This window comes from Nocardiopsis codii, from assembly GCF_036327455.1.
In the GTDB taxonomy this organism is placed as follows: domain Bacteria; phylum Actinomycetota; class Actinomycetes; order Streptosporangiales; family Streptosporangiaceae; genus Nocardiopsis; species Nocardiopsis codii.
Genome location: NZ_JAUZMY010000018.1, coordinates 38,389 through 58,774 on the forward strand (window position 1 = coordinate 38,389; position 20,386 = coordinate 58,774).

Annotated in this window: 17 protein-coding genes; 4 read left to right on the forward strand and 13 right to left on the reverse strand. The window is 71.9% G+C overall.

All coding sequences use genetic code 11. The features are described from left to right. Nucleotides 1-38: 38 nt before the first annotated feature. The 6 genes from Q8791_RS18410 to Q8791_RS18435 form a co-directional block, all read right to left on the reverse strand. Nucleotides 39-1,304 carry a transcriptional regulator gene (locus Q8791_RS18410; protein ID WP_378553683.1) on the reverse strand — a complete coding sequence of 422 codons (1,266 nt, stop codon included), beginning with the start codon at nt 1,302-1,304 and terminating at the stop codon, nt 39-41. Nucleotides 1,305-1,555: 251 nt separating this feature from the next. After that, nucleotides 1,556-2,851 (reverse strand): UDP-N-acetylglucosamine 1-carboxyvinyltransferase, encoded by a 1,296-nt coding sequence (gene murA / locus Q8791_RS18415; protein ID WP_330093072.1) that lies wholly within the window; start codon nt 2,849-2,851, stop codon nt 1,556-1,558. 372 nt (nt 2,852-3,223) lie between these two features. Next, nucleotides 3,224-4,129, reverse strand: a complete 906-nt coding sequence (locus Q8791_RS18420; RefSeq protein WP_330092970.1) for a phosphoribosylaminoimidazolesuccinocarboxamide synthase — start codon at nt 4,127-4,129, stop codon at nt 3,224-3,226. Nucleotides 4,130-4,147: 18 nt separating this feature from the next. Beyond that, nucleotides 4,148-5,398, reverse strand: coding sequence for a phosphoribosylamine--glycine ligase (gene purD / locus Q8791_RS18425; protein ID WP_330092971.1), 1,251 nt, complete (start codon nt 5,396-5,398; stop codon nt 4,148-4,150). A gap of 39 nt (nt 5,399-5,437) precedes the next feature. Next, nucleotides 5,438-6,721 carry an adenylosuccinate synthase gene (locus Q8791_RS18430; protein WP_330092972.1) on the reverse strand — a complete coding sequence of 428 codons (1,284 nt, stop codon included), beginning with the start codon at nt 6,719-6,721 and terminating at the stop codon, nt 5,438-5,440. Between the two features lie 276 nt (nt 6,722-6,997). Continuing rightward, complete coding sequence (locus Q8791_RS18435) at nt 6,998-7,921, reverse strand: NAD(P)-dependent oxidoreductase (RefSeq protein WP_330092973.1); 924 nt, start codon at nt 7,919-7,921, stop codon at nt 6,998-7,000. Nucleotides 7,922-8,010: 89 nt separating this feature from the next. Between Q8791_RS18435 and Q8791_RS18440 the strand changes: the two genes are divergently transcribed. Further along, entirely contained in the window at nt 8,011-8,637 is a 627-nt protein-coding gene (locus Q8791_RS18440) for a TetR/AcrR family transcriptional regulator (protein ID WP_330092974.1), read from the forward strand. A gap of 166 nt (nt 8,638-8,803) precedes the next feature. Here the strand turns inward: Q8791_RS18440 and Q8791_RS18445 are convergent, their stop codons facing one another. Together Q8791_RS18445 and fbaA are read right to left on the reverse strand one after the other, a co-directional pair. Beyond that, on the reverse strand, nt 8,804-9,220 hold the full coding sequence (locus Q8791_RS18445) for a DUF3151 domain-containing protein (RefSeq protein ID WP_330092975.1): 417 nt from the start codon (nt 9,218-9,220) through the stop codon (nt 8,804-8,806). Between the two features lie 277 nt (nt 9,221-9,497). Continuing rightward, nucleotides 9,498-10,520, reverse strand: a complete 1,023-nt coding sequence (fbaA, locus tag Q8791_RS18450) for a class II fructose-bisphosphate aldolase (protein ID WP_330092976.1) — start codon at nt 10,518-10,520, stop codon at nt 9,498-9,500. Nucleotides 10,521-10,928: 408 nt separating this feature from the next. Between fbaA and Q8791_RS18455 the strand changes: the two genes are divergently transcribed. Then, nucleotides 10,929-11,312, forward strand: a complete 384-nt coding sequence (locus tag Q8791_RS18455) for a RodZ domain-containing protein (protein ID WP_330092977.1) — start codon at nt 10,929-10,931, stop codon at nt 11,310-11,312. Between the two features lie 107 nt (nt 11,313-11,419). Here Q8791_RS18455 and pyrE read toward each other — a convergent pair whose 3' ends face one another. Next, a complete protein-coding gene (pyrE, locus tag Q8791_RS18460) occupies nt 11,420-11,953 on the reverse strand; it encodes an orotate phosphoribosyltransferase (protein WP_330092978.1) in 534 nt (177 codons plus the stop codon). A 65-nt stretch (nt 11,954-12,018) separates the two neighbouring features. Here pyrE and cutA point away from each other — a divergent pair, with 65 nt between their 5' ends. Both cutA and Q8791_RS18470 read left to right on the forward strand, forming a co-directional pair. After that, nucleotides 12,019-12,357: a divalent-cation tolerance protein CutA gene (gene cutA / locus Q8791_RS18465; protein ID WP_330092979.1), complete on the forward strand. Its 339-nt coding sequence runs from the start codon at nt 12,019-12,021 to the stop codon at nt 12,355-12,357. Further along, nucleotides 12,354-12,944: a hypothetical protein gene (locus Q8791_RS18470; protein WP_330092980.1), complete on the forward strand. Its 591-nt coding sequence runs from the start codon at nt 12,354-12,356 to the stop codon at nt 12,942-12,944. Before cutA ends, Q8791_RS18470 begins: the two co-directional genes overlap by 4 nt. A 74-nt stretch (nt 12,945-13,018) precedes the next feature. Here Q8791_RS18470 and Q8791_RS18475 read toward each other — a convergent pair whose 3' ends face one another. From Q8791_RS18475 to Q8791_RS18490, 4 genes are all read right to left on the reverse strand, one after another. Then, entirely contained in the window at nt 13,019-13,576 is a 558-nt protein-coding gene (locus Q8791_RS18475) for a hypothetical protein (protein WP_330092981.1), read from the reverse strand. Nucleotides 13,577-13,743: 167 nt separating this feature from the next. Beyond that, the gene (gene eccCa / locus Q8791_RS18480) at nt 13,744-17,745 is read right to left on the reverse strand and encodes a type VII secretion protein EccCa (protein ID WP_330092982.1); all 4,002 of its coding nucleotides are present in this window, start codon (nt 17,743-17,745) and stop codon (nt 13,744-13,746) included. A 137-nt stretch (nt 17,746-17,882) separates the two neighbouring features. Beyond that, on the reverse strand, nt 17,883-19,325 hold the full coding sequence (locus Q8791_RS18485; RefSeq protein WP_330092983.1) for a DUF6177 family protein: 1,443 nt from the start codon (nt 19,323-19,325) through the stop codon (nt 17,883-17,885). 178 nt (nt 19,326-19,503) lie between these two features. Continuing rightward, nucleotides 19,504-20,382 carry an immunity 49 family protein gene (locus Q8791_RS18490; protein ID WP_330092984.1) on the reverse strand — a complete coding sequence of 293 codons (879 nt, stop codon included), beginning with the start codon at nt 20,380-20,382 and terminating at the stop codon, nt 19,504-19,506. Nucleotides 20,383-20,386 lie beyond the last annotated feature (4 nt).

Here is a 20,386-nt window from a genome sequence, read left to right on the forward strand (position 1 = left end):
CCCCGTTCGCGCACGTGTGACGCCTACAGGCCTGCCGCCTACTTGCCGGCCGCGTCCTTGTCCAGCTTCTCCACGATCAGCCGGTACAGCTGACGCGGACGGCCGGGCTGGAGGGTGCGGTTCGGGGGCAGCGGCCAGGCCAGCCCCTCCTCGACCAGGGTGCGCAGGAGTCGGCGCGCGGTCCGGGAGGTGACACCGAGCATGCGCCCGGCGTTCTCCGCGTCGACCACCAGCGGGCCGTCCTCCTCGGCGATCTTCTCCGAAAGCCGAATCAACGTCTCGCGACCCTTGGTGCGCAGCGGTTCGGAGGACTGCCGTGCGGGCGCGCGCTGCGCCGGGACCAGGGAACGACCCTCGCGGTCCACCGCGAAGCTCTGACGGGACGCCTGGGCGCGGTTCAGGGCGGCCCGGGCGTGCGCCTCGGCGTCCTGTGTGGTGCGTCCCATGCCGATCCCGACCTCGATCGCGATCCCCAGCTCCGCCTTGATCCGCTCCACGAACGGCGGTTGCCGGAACCCCTCGGTCGCGGTCACCAGCGAACCCCGCGTCGCGGTCACCATGAACGAATGATCGTCCAGGCGGTGCGCGGTGGCGTTGATCCGGTGGGCCTCCTGGAGGAGCAGCCGGTGCAGGGACAGCCGCAGCTCCTCGCGCCAGTACCGGGGCGTGGACCTGCGCGACGAGTCCCGCAGTGTGGGCACGTCCACCACCACGACACCCAGCTGGGCCTCCTCCAGCCGGTGGTGTGCGCCCAGCAGACCCGCGGTCTGCAGGGCGCTGCGCACGCCGGCGTTGGTGGGCCGCAGCCGGATCACGGGCACGCCGATGGCCTCCAGGCGCTCGGCCACACCGCGTACACAGGTGATGGCCATGCGGGTGGCCTTGCGCCGCCACAGGCCCTCGTGGAAGGACGTGAGCTGCGCCGTGTTCGTGAGCTCCTCGTGCACGTGAATGCCGTCCACGGGCAGGTCGACCTCGGAGTAGGCCTCGACCACGTCGGCACGGCTGAGCACGTCCAGGCTTGCTCTGGTCGGGTCGTAGCGATCGTCCAGGGTCGCTCGGAGCAGGGCTTCGTGCAGGCTGGCCCCGCCGAGCGGCACGAAGGTGGCGGGCATCGTCAGGACCCCGGCCTTGCGCGCGAACTCGTAGGGGACAGGGCTGGCGAACAGATAGGCATCGATCGCCGAACCCAGTCTGACGACCTTGTCCGTCGCCTCTTGCTCATCTCGGTACGCGGCTGCGATGAGTCTGGCGTTGAGGGGCCCAGTGGACCCCGGGCCCATGAGCATGACCCGTTCGACCACCTCATGGGGCCCTATGACGCCGATCGTCAAATCGCCAGTACGCTGGGCACTCACCTCGGGTTGCTCCCCGCTACCATTCCACGCTCTTCACTATGTGCGCCCACTGGTTTCCCGACCCGATCTCTGTCACGGCATGATTGCCGAGATCGTACCCATTGTGCGGGGCCAAAGAAGATCGTTTTCGATATCAACGCCGAAAGCCCGGGTGGGAGACAAGCCCCCACCCCGGCTTGAACTGCGCTTTCGGCTTCCTACGAGTCGCCGAGGCGCTCCACGTCCGCACCGAGCGCAGCGAGCCTCGTCGCGAACTGAGTGTGACCGCGGTCCACCAGGTATCCGGGCGCCACGATTGTCTCACCTTCGGCGACCAGTCCGGCGAGGACGAGGGCCGCACCGGTGCGCAGGTCGTGGGCGATGACCTCGGCCCCGCGCAGGTTGGTCGGTCCGTGCACGATCGCGCGGGTGCCCTCGACCTCGATCTTCGCGCCCATCTTGTTGAGCTCGTCGGCCAGGGCGAACCGGCCGTCGTAGATGGCCTCATGGATGTAGCTCTCGCCGTCGGCCAGGGTGGCCAGGGCCATCAGCGGCGACTGGAGGTCGGTCGCGAAGCCCGGGAACGGAGAGGTGACCGCGTTGATCGGGCGCAGCGGAACAGAGGGGTCCCTCTGTACGTGCAGGACCGCACCCTCTTGGGAGAAGCCCACGCCCATCTGCTCGAGTTTCCAGCGGGCCACGCCCAGGTGGTCCAGGTGGGCGCCCACCAGGCTGACCTCGCCACCGGTGGCGGCGACGGTCATCGCGAACACACCGGCGTCGATGCGGTCGGACATGATGGTGTGCTCGACCGCCGTGAGCTCCTCGACGCCCTCGACGGTGATGAGGCCGGTGCCGCCACCGCTGATCTTCGCGCCCATGGCACTCAGGAAGTTGATGACGTCGATGACCTCGGGCTCGAGCGCGGCGTGCTCGATCACCGTGGTGCCCGGCGCCAGGACGGCGGCCATGAGCAGGTTCTCGGTGCCCGTGTGGGACGGGGTGTCCAGGTAGAGGCGACCACCGCGGAGGTTGCTGGCCTCGACGTTGATGTGGTTGCGCTCGGGGTCCTCGGTGACCTCGGCGCCCAGGCGCGCGAAGCCCCGGTAGTGGAAGTCCAGGTTGCGGCTGCCCAGGTTGCAACCGCCGACGCCCTCGATGCGGGCACGTCCGGTGCGGTGCATCAGCGCGGGGACGAAGAGCACGGAGCCGCGGAAGCGGGCCGCGATCTCGGCGGGCAGGACGGCGCGTTCGGGGTCGTTGAGACGGGACGCGTCGATGACGACGGTGCGCTCGGCCTCGTGGAACTCGACCTTGGCACCCACGTGGTCGGCGAGTTCAAGTGCGCGGTAGACGTCCTCGATGACGGGCACGTTCCGCAGCACGGTACGACCCTTGGCCGCCAGTAGAGCGGCCCCGATCATCGGCAGGACGGCGTTCTTCGCGCCTTGGATGAACGCCGTTCCACTGAGGGGGCGTCCGCCGCGGACGCGGTAACGAACCTCCTGGCCCATGCTCATGTGCTCCTTCGTGAGGCAGATGTGAAAATAGGTCACCCTCGTCGGGTTTCACCTATGTGCGTTGAGACGCTGGTTTCCCCTGAAACGTTGCGACCATCTCACGCGTGACCTGCGCGGCCAGTGAACCGGTGCTCGCGACGACTCTATAGCACCCACCCGCCTGTACCGGCACAGAACGTGGTATACCCGCCGATCGTGCATAGAGACCGGCCAAACAGTCAAAGAGGTATTCGGCCCAAGGGAAAGTTCAGGGATGCCGTGCACGTGGCTGAGCACCGGCGGGGCGCCGCGCACAACGTCACCACCATACGTGGTCTCGAACGTGAAACGACTGCCGCGTGCGCCGAATCACTGCCGAGTCCTGGCTCAGAGGCTGGGCTTCCGGCCGGTCAGGCGCTCGTAGATCTCCGTGTAGCGCCCCAGCGTGCGTTCCACCACGTGCTCGGGAAGCGCGGGCGGCGGGGTCTCCGACGCCCGGTCCCACCCCGACTCGGGTGAGGACAGCCAGTCCCGCAGGACCTGCTTGTCGAAGGAGGTCTGCGGGCGCCCCGGAGCCCACGAGTCCGCGGGCCAGTAGCGGGAGGAGTCGGGGGTGAACACCTCGTCGGCCAGCACCAGGGCGCCGTCGGCGTCCCGGCCGAACTCGAACTTGGTGTCGGCGAGGAGGACGCCGCGCTCCCTCGCGAGCTCCCGGCCGCGCCGGTAGACCCGCAGGGTGAGGTCGCGCAGCTCGGCGGCCAGGGAGGCCCCGTGCCGGTCCGCCACGACCTCGAACGACACGTTCTCGTCGTGGTCGCCGACCTCGGCCTTGGTCGCCGGGGTGAAGATCGGTTCGGGCAGCTCCGAGCCGTCGACGAGCCCGTCGGGGAGCGGCACCCCGCACACCGTGCCGTCCACCCGGTACTCGGCCAGGCCGGAACCGGTCAGGTAGCCGCGTGCCACGCACTCCACCGGGACCATGTCCAGCCGGCGGCACACCAGGGTCCTCCCCGCCCAGTCGGCCGGGGCCCCCTCCGGAGGGACGTCGGACAGGACGTGGTCGGGAACGAGGTCGCGCAGCTGCTCGAACCACCACAGGGACAGCTGGGTGAGCAGGCGCCCCTTGCCCGGGATCACGGTGGGCAGCACCCAGTCGTACGCCGACACGCGGTCGCTGGCCACCATCACCAGACTGCCGTCCGCCGCCGCGTACAGGTCGCGCACCTTGCCGGTGTGCAGGTGGGTGAGCCCTTCGACGCGGACTGGTTCAGGGGTGACGACGAAGCCGCTCATGTGGGTTCTCCGGTCCTTCTACAGCTCGGCTGCGGCGCGTTCGGCGATGTCGGTGCGGTAGAACGAGCCGCGGAGCTCGATCCGGGACGCCGCCTCGTACGCCCGCTCGCGTGCCTGGCGCAGGTCGGAGCCTGTGCCGACCACGTTGAGGACTCGGCCGCCGTTCGCCTTGACGCCGTCGGTGCCCTCCCACGCGGTGCCCGCGTGCAGGACGTACGCGCCCTCCAGCGCGTTGGCGGCGGCCAGGCCGCCGATCACATCGCCCTTGGCCGGGTCGCCCGGGTAGTTCTCCGCGGCGACCACCACGGTGACGGCCGCGCCCGACTTCCACTGCAGGGAGCCGATGCCGCCCAGCCCGGCCGTGTCGGTGGCCTGGAGGACCGCGCCGATCGGGGTGGCGAGCCGGTCGAGGACCACCTGGGTCTCCGGGTCGCCGAACCGCGCGTTGAACTCGACCACGCGCGGGCCCTGCGACGTGAGCGCCAGACCCACGTAGAGGAGGCCCTGGTAGCGGGTGCCGCGCCGGTTCATCTCGGCGAGGGTCGGCCGCACGACCGACTCCATCACCTCGTCCACGAGGCCCGCCGGAGCCCACGGCAGCGGCGCGTAGGCGCCCATGCCGCCGGTGTTGGGGCCCTGGTCGCCGTCGTAGGCGCGCTTGAAGTCCTGCGCGGGCAGCAGCGGCAGCGCGTGCACGCCGTCGCTCAGCACGAAGAGGGAGACCTCGGGGCCGTCGAGGAACTCCTCGATGACCACGCGGCCGCACTCCCTGGCGTGCTGCTCGGCGAGGGCGCGGTCGTCCGTCACCACGACGCCCTTGCCCGCGGCGAGACCGTCGTTCTTGACCACGTACGGGGCGCCGAACTCGTCGAGCGCCTCGGAGACCTGGCTCGCGGAGCGGCACACGCGCGCCTTGGCGGTGGGAACGCCCGCCGCCTCCATGACCTCCTTGGCGAACGCCTTGGAGCCCTCCAGCCGAGCGGCCTCCTGGTCGGGGCCGAACACGGGGATGCCCCGCTCGCGCAGGGCGTCGGCCACGCCGGCGACCAGCGGGGCCTCCGGGCCGATGACGACCAGCTCGGCGCGGATGCGCGCGGCCAGCTCCGTCACGGCGAGACCGTCGGTCACGTTGATGACGTGGTTCTCGGCCAGCTCGGAGATTCCCGGGTTGCCGGGCGCGCTGTGGATGCCGGTGACACCCGGGTCCAGGGAGAGGGCGCGGACGAGTGCGTGCTCGCGGCCTCCGCCGCCGAGAACGAGGGCTTTCACTACAGGGGGCCTCTTCGTGTTGAAGGCGGACGGGCGGGGTCAGACCAGGGAACGCAGCTGGAGCGTCTCGTCTCGGCCGGGGCCGACACCGATGGCGGAGACGGGGGCGCCCGCCATCTCCTCCAGGGTACGCACGTAGGCCTGCGCGTTCTTGGGGAGTTCGTCGAATTCGCGGACGCCGGTGATGTCCTCGGACCAGCCGTCGAAGTACTCGTAGACGGGCTTCGCGTGGTGGAAGTCGGTCTGGGTCATCGGGATCTCGTCGTGGCGGACCCCGTCGACCTCGTAGGCGACGCACACCGGGATGCGCTCCAGACCGGTGAGCACGTCGAGCTTGGTGAGGAAGAAGTCGGTGATGCCGTTGATGCGGGTGGCGTAGCGCGCGATGGGCGCGTCGAACCAGCCGCAGCGGCGGTTGCGCCCGGTGGTCACGCCGTACTCGCCGCCCTGCGTGCGCAGCCACTCGCCCTGCTCGTCGAGCAGTTCGGTGGGGAAGGGGCCGGAGCCGACACGGGTCGTGTAGGCCTTGAGGATGCCCACGACCTTGGTGATGCGGGTGGGGCCGATGCCCGAACCCGCGGCCGCGCCGCCCGAGGTGGGCGAGGAGGAGGTCACGAAGGGGTAGGTGCCGTGGTCGATGTCCAGCAGCGTGCCCTGGGAGCCCTCGAGGTAGACGGTCTTGCCCTCGTCGAGCGCCTTGTTGAGGATCAGCGAGGTGTCGGCGACGTACGGGCGCAGCTGCTCGGCGTAGCCGAGGTACTCCTCGATGATCGGCTCGGCCTCCAGACCGCGCCGGTTGTACACCTTGGTGAGCAGCTGGTTCTTGTCGTGCAGCGCCAGCTCGATCTTCTTGCGCAGGATCGACGGGTCGAACATGTCCTGGACGCGCACGCCCTGGCGGGAGACCTTGTCGGCGTAGGTCGGGCCGATGCCGCGACCGGTGGTGCCGATCTTGCCCTTGCCGAGGAAGCGCTCGCTGACCTTGTCGAGGGCCCGGTGGTAGGGCATGATCAGGTGCGCGTTGGCCGAGATGAGCAGGCGGGACGTGTCCACGCCGCGTTCGTCGAGGCCGCGGAGCTCCTCCAGGAGGACGCCCGGGTCGATGACGACGCCGTTGGCGATCACCGGCACCACGTTGGGGGACAGGATGCCCGACGGGAGCAGGTGGAGCGCGTACTTCTTGTCGCCGATGACGACGGTGTGGCCGGCGTTGTTGCCGCCCTGGTAGCGCACCACGTAGTCCACGCGGTCGCCGACGAGGTCGGTCGCCTTGCCCTTGCCCTCGTCGCCCCACTGGGCACCCACGAGCGTGATCGCCGGCATCTGGATCTCTACCTTTTCGCTCGACACCTGGCCGGGGTTCCACCCCGAACATGGATGAACCCCTGGCGCAAGGCAGCGACAGGGGCCGTTGCGTATTGAGCGTACACGACCTGCGCATCCGGGTTAAGTGGGGCGCTGTGGCACCTTCGCCACACGCCCCGACGCCGGCCGGGCCGCCCTTCCCGGCGGCCGGAGGGGCCCGGCCGCCCGCGGGGAGCCGGCCGGGCCGGAGCCGGACACCGGCGCGGAGCTCCGCCCTGGCCTCCTGACCGGGGCTCATTCCCAGGCCCGCACCTCCCGGGCGGGGGGCGGGACGTCCCGCGCGTCGGAGGGCTTCGCCAGGATCCGCACCAGGCTGGTGAAGCTGGACTCGGCGTAGCCCGCGTCCAACCCCCGGCGCGAGAGCGCGAGGAGGGCCGACGGCAGGGTGGTGTCCACACCGGCCTCCGCCGCGGTGGCGACGACGTGTCCGACGCTGGCGACCTCCATGGAGAGCCGTTCGGCGCCGCCGGTGTGGTCGTCCGCGTCGATCCGCGGCGAGTAGTACCGGAACATGGCCGCGAGGGACTCCGTCTCGGTGTGCGGGAGCAGGTCCGCGGCTGTGATGCCGTGTGCCCCGGCCATGGCCAGGGTCTGGAGCCAGCCGAGCAGGGAGGTCCAGAAGAGGTTCATCTGGAGCTGGTAGTACAGCGCGGCCAGTCCCGGGTCCTCGCCCAGGTAGGTGGTGTCGGTGAGGACCCGCAGCGTCCCCCGGTGGAGTCGGAACACCTCCTCGGGGCCGCTGTAGAAGGTGGAGGACCCGGGGGAGCCGATGCCCGACGGGTCGCTCTGGACGCCCCCGGTCAGGTGGTGCGCGCCGTGGCCGGTGAGCCAGCGCGCCGCCTCCCTGGCGCGCTCCGGGGTGTCGGAGCCGAGGTTGACGATCACGCGGCCGTGGAGGGCGGGGGCCGCGGGTCCGAGGAGGGCGTACATCGCGGCGTGGTCGGTGAGGCTGAGTACGACCACCTCGTTCGCGGCCAGTGCCTCCCCGACGTCCGCGGCCCGTACCGCGCCCCTGGCCACGAGGCCGTCCGCGCGGGCGGCCGTGCGGTTCCACACGGTGACGGGGTGTCCGCGATCGAGGAAGGCCGCGGCCATGGCCCGCCCCATCGGGCCCAAGCCGATCACGGTCACTCCCGCCGGCTCCTGCTGGGTCTCCATGCGTGCCCCTTTCTAGAGCGAACGTTCTATCTAGTGGCGAAAACATAGCACGGCTCTAGAACGAGCGTTCTATTCGCTAAAGTGCGGGGGTGACAACCAACGCGCGACACGAGAGCGACGACGAAGGGGACGCCGGGCCCGGCACCCGTGAACGGATCGTCGTGGCGACGTCACGGCTGATGCAGCGACAGGGCTATTCGGGCACCGGCGTCAAGCAGATCGCCGCGGGGGCCGCTGCGACGCTCGGCTCGGTGTACCACTTCTTCCCCGGCGGGAAGAAGGAGTTGGCGGTCGCCGCGATCCGGCACGGGGAGAGGGAGTTCGCGGAAGAGCTGGCCCGCTGCCTCGCGGCGGCCGAGGACCCGGCCGACGGGATCGCCGCCTGCGCCCGGAGCCTGGCCGAGGGGATGCGCGAGTCCGACTGGGCGGACGGGTGCCCCGTGGCCTCCACGGCCCTGGGCGTGACGGGCAGCGTGCCCGACATCCGGCGTGCCGCGGACGAGGCCTTCACACACTGGCGCAGCCTGGTGGCCGAGCGGCTGCGGGAGCACGGCTTCGCCGGGGACGACGCCCGGGAACTGGCGTACACCGTGATCAGCACCCTGGAGGGCGCCGAGATGGCGGCCCAGGTCGCGCGGGACGAGGCGCCGCTGCGGATCGCCGGAGCCCACCTGGCCCGGCTGGTCGGCCTCTACGCGGCCGCTCCGCGCTCCTGAGGGCGGTCGCTCCGACGGTCGGCCTCGGGCAGGAGCGCCGGGGCGGACCGACGCCCCGCCCCGAGGTGCCGACCGCGGGGCGGAGAGAGCCGCCCGGCTCGGGGCAGGGCCCGCGGCCGGGCCGCCCTCACCGCCGGGGTCCGCGCGGGACCCCGGCGGCAGTGGGTCAGGCGTTGAGGGCCTTGGCGGCCTCGGCGCTGGATTCGCGCAGGAAGGTGGCGCAGCGCTCCGACTCCTCGGCGTCTCCGATCTGCTCGGAGGCCTTGCTCAGGGCGTGCAGTGCACGCAGGAAGCCCCGGTTGGGCTCGTGCTCCCACGGGATCGGGCCGTGGCCCTTCCAGCCGGAGCGGCGCAGCTGGTCCAGTCCGCGGTGGTAGCCGGTGCGGGCGTAGGCGTAGGCGGCGACGGGCTCGCCGTCGGCCAGGGCCAGCTCGGCCAGTCGCGCCCACGCGGCCGAGTACTCGGGGAAGCGTCCCGCGACCGGAGTGGGGTCGTCCGCCGCGGCCAGGGCCTCCCGGGCCTCGGGGTTGTCGGCCAGACGCGTCTCGGGCGGCTCGTTGAGCAGGTTCTGGTGCAGGTTCATGACCCCATCCTGCCACCGGTACGACACCCCTCACGGTGCCTCCCACGACGTCGCGCATCCGCCCCTCCTCCGGTCCGGACCCTCAGGATGCCCCGGTCGGGGCACGTCTCCGGGTCGTCCACAGGGCGGATGTCCGGGGGCGGGCTCAGGAGGGCGCGGCACGGCGCGGAGGGCGCGGCACGGCCCGGTGCCGTGACGCACGGCGCCCGGCTGCCGTGAACGGCCGCCGGGCACCGTGCGCCGGGTCGTGCCCGCCGCGGCGGCGGGCGACGGACCCCTACTTCATCTTGTTGCCCGCCGACTTGAGCTGCTGGGCGGCCTCCGCCACGCGGTTGGCCATGCCGACCTCGCCGGCCTTGCCGTAGGAGCGCGGGTCGTAGACCTTCTTGCTGCCGATCTCGCCGTCGATCTTCAGCACGCCGTCGTAGTTCTTCAGGATGTGGTCGACCACCGGGCGCGTGTACGCGTACTGGGTGTCGGTGTCGATGTTCATCTTCACGACGCCGTAGCCGATGGCCTCGTGGATCTCCTCGATGCTGGAGCCCGAGCCGCCGTGGAAGACGAAGTCGAACGCCTGGGCCTTGCCGTGCTTCTCGGCGATGGCCTCCTGCGCGTTCTTGAGCACCTCGGGACGCAGCTTGACGAAGCCCGGCTTGTAGGAGCCGTGCACGTTGCCGAAGGTCAGGGCCGTCAGGTAGTAGCCCTTCTCGCCCAGGCCCAGCACCTCGGCGGTACGCAGGGCGTCGGCCGGGGTGGTGTAGAGCTTCTCGTTGATCTCGCCGACGATGCCGTCCTCCTCGCCGCCGACCACGCCGACCTCGATCTCCAGGATCGTGCGGGCCGCCTTGGACGCCGCCAGCAGCTCCTCGGCGATCTGGAGGTTCTCCTCCAGCTCGACGGCCGAGCCGTCCCACATGTGGGACTGGAACAGCGGCTCCTGGCCCTTGGCCACGCGCTCCTTGGAGATCTCCAGGAGCGGACGGACGAAGGCGTCGAGCTTGTTCTTCGGGCAGTGGTCGGTGTGGAGGGCGACGTTCACCGGGTACTTGTCGGCCACGACGCGGGCGAACTCGGCGAAGGCGACCGAACCGGTGACCATGTCCTTGATCGAGGCGCCGGAGAGGAACTCGGCTCCGCCCGTCGAAATCTGGACGATGCCGTCGCTCTCGGCCTCGGCGAAGCCGCGCAGGGCGGCGTGCAGCGTCTGGCTGGAGGTCACGTTGATCGCCGGGTAGGCGAAGCCCTCGGACTTCGCGCGGCTGAGCATCTCGGTGTAGACCTCGGGACTGGCGATGGGCATGGCTTGACTCTCCCTGGATTCGGCCTGGAGCGAGCGGCCGCCGGTCTCGTGCCGACGGCACCCCACGTGCGTTCCCGGTGGGGGCCGGAGCGCGGAGGAAGGCCCATGGGGAGGGCCGTGCGTCCGGACGTGTCCACCAGGTGTCACCCAAGTATCCCGAATTCACGGAGCTCTTGAAAAGGTCTAGACCAAATTGTCCGAGGGTGTCGGCGTCCTCGCAGCTGGCGGGGTGGGCGATTCCGGGCCCGAGCGATCGGTGTGAAAAGTTGTGCGTTCGACGGTCGAATATGAACGCATCATGGGAAGCCCAGGACAGAAGGCTGATCACTGTCGCTTTTTGTCGTGATACACGCTACATTCAACGCCGTGGGAAGGCATAGGAATGACCCTCGCGGCGTTGGCCAGGTGATGGCCATCGTCGGGGCTGTCGTGCTCCTGGTGACGCTCCTGGCCCTCGGCGGATTCTTCTTGTACCGCTCCATCCCGGGCACCGGCACCGGAGTGAGCGCCAACGCCTCGGGAACGGCGGCGGAAGCGGAGGAACCGGAGAACATGGGTGTGCTGCACATCCGTGTCACCGGCGAGTCCAGCAACGTCTTCGTCCGCGTACCCGGCGGTGACGTCCTCCTCGACCAGGAGGTCACCCACGGCCAGTCGGTCAACTACGCGAGCGCCGAGGGCGGGCTCGAGGTCACCATAGGAGAACCCGCCGCCGTCGACGTCTTCGTCAACGGCAACCCGCGTGACATCGCCGACCGCGAACCCGGCTACAGCTTCACGATAGACGGCTGACCACGGCTCCCCCGGGCGTCGGGCGGACGGGCTCCGCTCCCGACGCCGACGGCCCCGAACCGGGAGTCCCCGGCCGGAGCCGGGCACCCCGGCGACGGACGGCCGGGCTACACGTCCAGGTCGGACACGTCGTACACCGCCCGGTAGTCCAGGCCCTCCTCCGCGATCCGCTCGCGGGCGCCCCGGTCCAGGATCAGCGCGACCGCCACGATCTCGGCGCCCTCCTCGCGCAGCGCCTCCACGGCCGCCATCACCGAACCGCCCGTGGTCGAGGTGTCCTCCAGGGCGAGGACGCGCCGCCCCCGCACGTCAGGACCCTCGATCCGCTTCTGCAGGCCGTGCGCCTTGCCCGACTTGCGCACCACGAAGGCGTCGAGCCTGCGGCCGCGCGCGTGCGCGGCGTGCACCATCGCGGTGGCGACCGGGTCCGCGCCCAGCGTCAGGCCGCCCACCGCGTCGAACTCCAGATCCGCGACGTTGTCCAGCATGACCGATCCGACCAGCGGCGCGGCCTCCCCGTCCAGGGTGATCCGCCGCAGGTCGACGTAGTAGTCCGCCTCCAGACCGGAGGACAGGGTCACCTTCCCGCGCACGACCGCCTTATTGTTGATCTGACGCAGGAGTTCATCACGTTCGCTCATGATCAGTGAGCCTAGAACACCCGGTCGGGCGGTCCGGACCGCGGCGTCCGGGTCGGGGGGCGACCATGCCGCAGCACGAGACCGTCCGGGTCGAGACGACCGTCGATTCCAGGGACGCCGCCGAACGGGTGGCGCGGTCCCTCGTCGAGCACCGCCTCGCGGCGTGCGCACAGGTGGGCGGGCCGATCACCAGCTTCTACCGCTGGGAGGGCGCGGTCCAGCACGACGAGGAGTGGACGGTGGTCGCCAAGACCGCCGCGGACCGGCTCGACGACCTCACCGCCCACATCGTCGGGATCCACCCCTACGACGTTCCCGAGGTCGTCGCCGTGCCCGTGACCGGGGGGAACCCCTCGTACCTGGCATGGGTGCGCGACGAGACCAGGGGGGACGGCACCGCGTGATCGCCGTCCTCCTCCCCCCGCCCCTCGGCGCCGCCACCCGCCTGCCCGACCTGGCCCGGAGTCTGCCCGGGCACGGGCTGACCGCCGTCCGACCCGAGGTGGGCGGCGACGAACTCCCGCCGCACGCGGCCCGCTACGTCGCACGCGCCAGCCTGGAGATCAACCGGCTGGTCGCGCCCGACGCGCCGACGGCACTGGTCGCCGAGGGCGGGACGGGGCCGCTGCTGGGCGCGGTGGGCGCCGCGCAGCGGGCTGCCCACCGCCCGGTGTTCGCCTACGTGCTGGTGGACGCGTTCCTGCCCCAGCCGGGCAGCGCCAACCGGGCGGACCTCGTCCGCTCGCAGAGCCCGGACGGCGCGGAGCCCGCAGCCCCGCCCTCCGGCGAGCCGCCCGCCTACCGGTCCGAGCAGCTGCCCGTGGTGGCCGACTGGCCGGACGCTCCCTGCGGCTACCTGCTCACCGACCCGGCCCTCGCGCACGTGGCGCGGCTCGCCGGCATGCGCGGCTGGACGGTGCGCGAGACGTCGCCCGAGGGGGCATCCGAGGCGCTGGCGGACCTCCTCGTCGGACTGCGCGGTATGTCCTGAGGTGCCGGCCGTCCCCCCGGCCGGCGCCCGCGCCCCGCGCACGGTGCCGTGCGACGGGGGCGGCGAGGGTGCGGTCAGGCGTCCACGGGCGCCGTCGCGGCCTGCCGGTGGGAGGCGGTGAGCGAGACCACGATCCCGGCGAGCATGCCCGCACCGTTGACCACGCCGCTCACGAAGGGCACCCACTCCGGGTACCCGGTGAACGCCATCACCAGCCCCGCGAGGCCGAGGGCGGAGATGGTGGCGGCGGCGTACGCGAACGACCGGGTCCGCCAGTGCCGGGCCAGGGGTAGGAAGTGCAGTCCGACCACGAGGGCGATCCAGGCGACGTTGGCCTGCATCGGCGCGTCCAGCATCCTCAGCACCTGGATCCCGCCGACCAGCGCGACGACCTCGACGACCAGGACCACGGCGAAGAACGCGTCGAACCGCATCCGCGGGGCGTCGGGGCCCGGCTCTCCGACGGGCCTGCGGCCGATCGAGACGACCAGGGCGACGATGGCGACCAGCGCGGCGACCGCGAGGACGCGGAGGACGAGTGCCACCGCGGAGGGCAGCGGCGGACCGGAGTTGGCGAGAACGAACGCCAGGCCGAATCCGGCACCGACGAGAAACCCTGCGAATCGCTTCATCGCGAGAAGCTACCAGCTGCGGACGGCGGCCATCCAGATGTTTTCGCCCGTGACCGGATGTAACGGGCACCGGTGCCGTGGGAGATCGGGGGACCGCCGTGCCGGGGCGGGACGGCCGGGCCGGGACGCGCTCCCGGTCCGGCCGCCGTGATCCGGCACCGCGGGCGTCAGGCCCGGTCCGGGATCGGGGCCTCGCGCACCGCCGTCTGGATCAGCCGTCCCGTGTCCCCGCGGGTCACCCACTTGCCGCGGCCGGGGGGCTGGGGGGCCGCGTACACCCGGGGCAGCAGCTGCCCCTCGCTCCGGTCGCCCGACATCACCAGGGCGCTCGTGCCGATCTCACGCATCGCCTGCACCAGCGGGTCGTACATGCCGCGCCCCGACCCCGCCACCCGGCGGGCCACCACGAAGTGCAGGCCGATGTCGCGTCCGTTCGGCACGAACGGCACGAACGGGGCCAGCGGCTTCTGACCCGCGGTGGTGAGGACGTCGTAGTCGTCCGCGAGCACCACGATGCGCGGGCCCTTGAACGAGCCGGGCTCCAGGGAGTCGACGTCCCCGTCCTCGGGCAGACGGCCCTCCACCTCCTTGGCCACGCCGCCCGCCAGCCCGGCGCACACGCGCGGGCTGCTCGCGTAGCCGCCCATGTACTCCTCCGGGACCACGTTGCGCAGGGTGCGCCGCGGGTCCATGACCGCGAACACCACCTCGTCCGACGAGTAGCGCTCCACCATCCCCTCGGCGATGAGCCGCAGGAGGTTGGTCTTGCCGCACTCGCCGTCGCCCAGGACCAGCAGGTTCTGATCCCGGTCGAACAGGTCCAGCAGGACGGGCTCCAGGGCCCGCTCGTCCACGCCGATCGGCACCGTGCGCGGCTCCGACTCGACCGTCGGCAGCGTGCGGGCGGACAGCCTGTGCGGCAGGATGCGCACCTTGGGGGCGCGCTTGCCCCGCCAGGCCTGGTCCACGGACCGGACGGTCTTCTCCACGACCTCGCCCAGGTTGTCGCCGTCCGCCACCCCGTCGATCCGGGGCAGCGCCACCTGGCCGAACAGCTCGGAGTCCGTGAGGACGCGCCCGGGGGCCTTCGCGCTGATCGTCTCCGACAGCTTGCGGTCGATCGTGGAGTCCGACGAGTCGTTCAGGTGCAGCTCCACCTTCTGCCCGAAGTTGGACTGGGCGGCGATCCGGACATCGTTCCAGCGCAGCATGCCCGCCACCACGTGGACGCCGAACCCGCCGCCGCGCTGGAGGAGGTCGGTGACCTTCGGGTCGATGTCCTCGAAGTCCTTGCGCAGGGCGCCGAACCCGTCGATGCAGAACACCACGTCGGCACTGGCCAGCTCGGGGACCTCGCCGCGGGAGTGCATGCGGCGCAACTGGGCGACCGAGTCGATCCCGCGGTCGCGGAACACCGTCTGCCGGTGCTCCAGCATCCCCTGGATCTCCTCGACGGTGCGGCGGACCCGCTCGTTGTCGGTCCGCACCGCCACCCCGCCCACGTGGGGCAGCGACGCCAGCGACTGGAGGCCGCCGCCCATCAGGTCCAGGCAGTACACGGTCACCTGGTCCGGTGTGTGGGTGAGGGCGAGCGACAGCACGAGGGTGCGCAGCAGTGTCGTCTTGCCGCTCTGCGGGCCGCCGATGACGGCCGCGTGGCCGCCGGACGCGGTCAGGTCGAGCTTCCACACGCCCTGCCACTGCTTGGCGGCGTCGTCCAGTACCCCGACCGGGACGTGCATCGGCTCGTGGGCGCCGGGCAGGCGCAGCCCCCGTTCGCCCTCCTCCGGTGCTCCCGCCACCGTGTCCAGGGTGGTCGCGGACGGCAGCGGGGGCAGCCAGATCTCCCGGGTCCGCTCCCCGTGGCGGCCGAACTGGCCGACCATCACGTCCAGCAGGGTCGGGCCGACCGTCCGGGTCGGCATCGGTGTGTCCTCGCCGGCGGATCCGGTCGCGGCGGCCGGGTCCTGCTCGGCCTCGCCGTTGTACGCGGTGTACGGGCGCACGGACGGCGTGCCCTCCGTGACCTCCTCCTCCGCCACCGGGCCGCGGTAGGCGCCGGACACGTACCCGGCCTTGAACCGCTGGTAGACGCTGGTGTCGACCTTCAGGTAGCCGAACCCCGGAAGTGACGGGAGGTGGAACGCGTCCGGGGTGTTGAGGACGGTGCGGCTCTCCTCCTCGGAGAAGGTCCGCAGACCCAGCCGGTAGGAGAGGTAGGTGTCCAGGCCGCGCAGTTTGCCGCCCTCGATGCGCTGGCTGGACAGCAGGAGGTGCACGCCGATGCTCCGGCCGATGCGGCCGATGGACAGGAACAGCTCGATGAAGTCGGGGCGGGCGGTCAGCAGTTCGCCGAACTCGTCGATGATCACCAGCAGGTGCGGCAGCGGCGGGAGGCTCGGGTCGTGCTCGCGCTTGTACGTGTAGTCGCCGATGTTGGACACGTTGCCGGCGTCGCGGAGCATCTGCTGGCGGCGCTGCACCTCGCCGGACAGGCTCGCGTACACGCGCTCGATCAGCGCGGCGTCGTCCTCCAGGTTGGTGATCACCCCGGCGACGTGCGGCATGTCCTCGAACGGGGCGAACGTGGCGCCGCCCTTGTAGTCGACCAGGACCATGCTCACCCGCTCGGGCGGGTGGGAGGCGGCCAGCGCCAGGACGAGGGTCCGCAGCATCTCGCTCTTGCCGGAACCGGTGGCGCCCACACACAGGCCGTGCGGGCCCATGCCCAGCTGCGCGGACTCCTTGAGGTCGAGGATCACGGGCTGGCCCATGTCGTCCACGCCGATCGGCACGCGGAGGAACGCCCGCTCGCTGCGCGGAGCCCACAGCCGCTGCACGTCGACGGCGCCGGGGTCCTGCACGCCCATCATCGCGGGGAAGTCGACGCTGCCGCCCTCCTGGGCGGTCTCCTCGATCGACTCCGGGGACAGGCGGAGCGGGGCCAGCATGCGGGCCAGGCCGGTCAGGGTCGCGGCGGAGACGTCGTCGACGGTGCCGCTGGTGACCACCGGGTCGGCGCCGCGCAGCTCCTCGATCCGCACCTGGTCGCCGCGGACCGTGACCCGCAGGTTCACGTCGCCGGGCTCGTCGACCTGGCGCGACACCAGGTGCAGGACGGTGACGCCGAGGTCCGCCGGGTCGACGGCCTCGTCCGGCCGCACCAGTTCGGCGGCCACCTCGCCGTGGGTGTCGTGGATGACCAGCAGGCGACGCATCATCCGGTAGGCCTCGCGCTTGCCCATGCCCCGGCGGACCTCCGACGCGAAGTCGGTGCGGGAGCGCAGCTCGTCGGCGATGAGTCCGCCGAGCTTGGCGGGGGTCGGGGCGATGAGGCGGACGGCGGCGCCGCCCTCGCGCCGCTGCGGGTCGAGGGCCTGGGGCAGCCACGGCAGCCAGGACCAGTCGTCGGCGTTCTCGGCCGGGTAGGACACGGCCAGCCCGGCGTCCTCGGGGGCGTGGAAGGCGCCGAACTGCGAGGCGAGCGACCTGACCAGGCGCATCACGTCCTCGCGTTCACCGATGACGCTGACGTTCCCGGCCATGTCCAGGGGGAGGGTGAGCGGCATCTCCGGGACGGACTCGAAGCGGCGGATGGCCGCCTGCGCCTCGGAGAGCATGAACGGGTCGGTGGGGGTGAGGGCGGTCCCCTGCTCGGCGAGGCGGAGGGGGCGGCCCTCGGTCAGGCCGCTGCCCACGCGCACCCGGAGGAAGTCGCGGTGCCTGCGCCGGCGCTCCCACAGGCGGGTGGGGTCGCGGACGACGTCGTACAGGGCCTCGGGGGGCGGGTCGAGCAGGCGGGCGTGCGCGCGGGTGCGCTGCTCCCACCCGCCGAGCTCCTCCCGCAGCTCCTCCAGGTACTGGAGGTACAGCTCGCGCTGGTTGCGGCGCTGACGGGCGACCTGGCCGCGCCGCGAGAACAGCATGCCCAGGGCGGCGAGGAGGGCGACGACCAGGACGACGCCGCCCAGGGCCATGAACGCCGGGTTGCGCATGACCATCATGATTGTCAGCGACGCCATCATGCCGACCATGGGCAGGATGGTCATCAGGGGGTTGCCCTGGGCCTTGCCGTCGGGGAGGGTCGGCGGGGCCTCCACCTCGTGCGGGTCCTGGACCGGAGTGGGATGGACGGTTCGTGTCGGCCGGTGCACGACGCGAAGGCTCATCGGCTTTCCTCTCGGCGCAGGGGCGGGAAGACGAGGGCGTGGGGGCGGGGGCGCCCGTGCTCGGGAGAACCCTACCGAAGACGGGACTCAGCGGTCCTGGCCGTCCATCGGGGGACGAAGCGTCGCGCGGGCACCGGTCAGGTCCCCCCGGAGGGAGGACCTGCGGGATCGCCGTCCGGGTGCAGATGGCCCATGAGTCCGCGGAAGCGTTCCCATGCGCCGGGCTCGGTGCCGTCCCCGACCCGGTACCAGACCGAGGGGGTGAGCGGCGGCCCGAACGGCACCCCGCGCACCGGCGCGGACAGGGCCCGGTCGGCGCCGATCTCCGAGACGCCCTCCGCCCCGACGGCCAGGCCGACCGGCAGCGGGAATCCGGACCAGCGGGGCTCATAGGTGAGATCGGGTCGCCCGGCGGCGCGCTGCACCGTCATGGTCCGGAGGACGTCCCTCCCGGCGAGTTCGGCGACCAACGACGACAGCACGTCCAGGTCGGGCTCCTCCCCGGCGGGGCGGCCCACGGCCAGCGAGACGCTCTCGCGCACCCCGCTCGCCGAACGGACCACCCGCTGGATGCCGCTGAAGGGGAGGACGCCCTCCCCGCGCACGCTCTCGGGCGGGCCGGTGAACGCGAACATGGTCTGGCCGGGCGCGCGCTCGCGGCACAGGCGCGTCACGACCGCGCGGTCCCACGCCTGGGGCAGGGGTTCGCTGGTGCCCCAGAGCGAGGGAGGGGAGCCGCCCAGCCGCTCGGCGAGCAGTTCGGCCGCGGAGCCCAGGACGAGGGCGCGGCCCGCGGGGTGCTCCACGCGCAGTTCGACGAGCAGGTGGGAGCCCGGGACGCCGACCGGTGCGCGGTACGCCTCGTGCGGCCCGTCCTCCACCCGGGCGCTCCGGTCGACGACGAAGGCCTCCTGCTCGTCCCAGACGAGGGGGACCCCGGAGAAGCCGTCGAAGTAGGCGCCGTCGGGTGCCTGGACCACCCAGCGCGCGGTGGGGTCGACCAGGACCGAGCGAAGGGCGTGGGTGATGCGGCTGGTGGAGGGGGTGACGACCTGGAGCCGCCGCCCCTCGCGCCCGTGGACGGCGACCGCGTCCACGATCCAGGGGGACAGCGGGACGAGGGGGCGGTCCTGGACCACGACCACGGCCCTGTCGGTGCGGGTGGTGACGGCAGGGTGGTCGGTGGTGCCGTCCAGAAAGGCGTCGCCGCGGGCGAGCCGCGGCTCGGGCTCCCACACGGCCCCGCCGAGCCGCTCGACGAGGTTCCTGACGAAGCGGCCGACGGCTCCGGCGGTGTCGGCTCCCGCGAGTTCGGCGCCGCGGGCCTCCACCCAGTAGGGCTGGGCGGGCAGGTCGTCGCCGATGCCGTCGGCCAGGAGCCTCTCGGCCTCGGCGGACAGGGCCAGCCGCTGGGCCGCCTGCATGGCGGCGAACAGGCGGCCTTCGGAGTCGAGCAGTTCGACCACGGCTCCGTCGGCCGAGAACCGCACCCGCAGGTCGGGGCCGGCGGCGACCAGGGCCTTGGTGAGGGCGCGCCGGTCGGGGGGACCGGCCAGGAGGGCGACCGCGTCGTGGCTCAAGGAGCCTCCTCAGTACTCGGGGGGACCGATACCGGATGGGATACCGGGAGTGCCCGGGTGGTTCGCGTCCCCGGCCCGTGCGGGACGGGCCCGCGCACCGGCGGACCCGTCCACGACCCCACGGCCGCCGGGCCCCGGGCGGTGTGCCCGACGGTGTGGTCCTCCGGGGCGTCGCCCGTCAGGTGGGGAACTCTCCGACCCAGCCGCCGTCGAGGATGTAGGGGGGCAGGTAGCCGGACTCGACGTCCAGGGTGAACCCGGCGTGGTGCCGACTGCGGTCGTGGGCCCAGCAGGCGAGGGCGAGCAGGCCCAGGGGGACGGTGCCGTGGACGTCCTCGGCGCGCTCGGCGTCGGCGGTGAAGTGCGCGTGGAAGCTGGCGAGCCCCTGGGCGAGAGCCCTGTTGAACTCGTCGGAGTCCTCGGTGACGAAGAACCTGAAGGCGTTCATCTCCGGGCGGACGATGTCGTCGAGGATGTCGCCGCCGAAGGCGCCGTTGCGGGGGTAGGACGCTTCCACGGCTCTGGCGAGGTGGTCGACCAGCCCGGGGCGGTTGAGCACGAACGCCTGGAGCGCGGCGATCCAGTGGTAGGTGTACGCGTTGTAGCGGTCTCCCCCGTGCTCGCGGAGGAGGTCGACGGGGATCTCGCAGAGTGTGCGCCAGCGCTTCTCGTCACGGCAGGTGACGGCGAGGAAGAACGCCGTCTCCCAGTTGCCGGGATTCGTGAAGAGGCGTGGGCCCGTGGCGGTGAGGGTGCGCACCTCCTGGTCGATCAGGCACTGGATCTCGGTGCCCTCCGGGGCGGTGCTCAGGTCGAAGACGGCGTTGAGGACCTGCATCGCGGAGGTCCAGGCCTCCCAGGTCTCCAGTCTGCCGCCCTCGGGGTCCAGGGTGAGGGCGATCTTCGCGTACCGGAACACGGTGGAGGAGGTCATACCGATGGATTCCGGGTGCTGCGAGAGGTCGGCGATCTTCTTGGCCCGCTTCTCCGGGAACTGCTTCTCCTTGGCCCGGTAGGCGGGGATGTCGATCGTGTGACGTGCGATGCGATAGGCCAATGTT

What these genes read in the sequence shown, in the direction of transcription:
- Q8791_RS18445 (WP_330092975.1), bottom strand. Translation starts at nt 9,220, where the DNA reads ATGAACCTGCACCAGAACCTGCTCAACGAGCCGCCCGAGACGCGTCTG.
- Q8791_RS18420 (WP_330092970.1), bottom strand. Translation starts at nt 4,129, where the DNA reads ATGAGCGGCTTCGTCGTCACCCCTGAACCAGTCCGCGTCGAAGGGCTC.
- cutA (WP_330092979.1), top strand. Translation starts at nt 12,019, where the DNA reads ATGCCGCAGCACGAGACCGTCCGGGTCGAGACGACCGTCGATTCCAGG.
- fbaA (WP_330092976.1), bottom strand. Translation starts at nt 10,520, where the DNA reads ATGCCCATCGCCAGTCCCGAGGTCTACACCGAGATGCTCAGCCGCGCG.
- Q8791_RS18435 (WP_330092973.1), bottom strand. Translation starts at nt 7,921, where the DNA reads ATGGAGACCCAGCAGGAGCCGGCGGGAGTGACCGTGATCGGCTTGGGC.
- Q8791_RS18430 (WP_330092972.1), bottom strand. Translation starts at nt 6,721, where the DNA reads ATGCCGGCGATCACGCTCGTGGGTGCCCAGTGGGGCGACGAGGGCAAG.
- eccCa (WP_330092982.1), bottom strand. Translation starts at nt 17,745, where the DNA reads ATGAGCCTTCGCGTCGTGCACCGGCCGACACGAACCGTCCATCCCACT.
- murA (WP_330093072.1), bottom strand. Translation starts at nt 2,851, where the DNA reads ATGGGCCAGGAGGTTCGTTACCGCGTCCGCGGCGGACGCCCCCTCAGT.
- Q8791_RS18455 (WP_330092977.1), top strand. Translation starts at nt 10,929, where the DNA reads ATGGCCATCGTCGGGGCTGTCGTGCTCCTGGTGACGCTCCTGGCCCTC.
- Q8791_RS18475 (WP_330092981.1), bottom strand. Translation starts at nt 13,576, where the DNA reads ATGAAGCGATTCGCAGGGTTTCTCGTCGGTGCCGGATTCGGCCTGGCG.
- pyrE (WP_330092978.1), bottom strand. Translation starts at nt 11,953, where the DNA reads ATGAGCGAACGTGATGAACTCCTGCGTCAGATCAACAATAAGGCGGTC.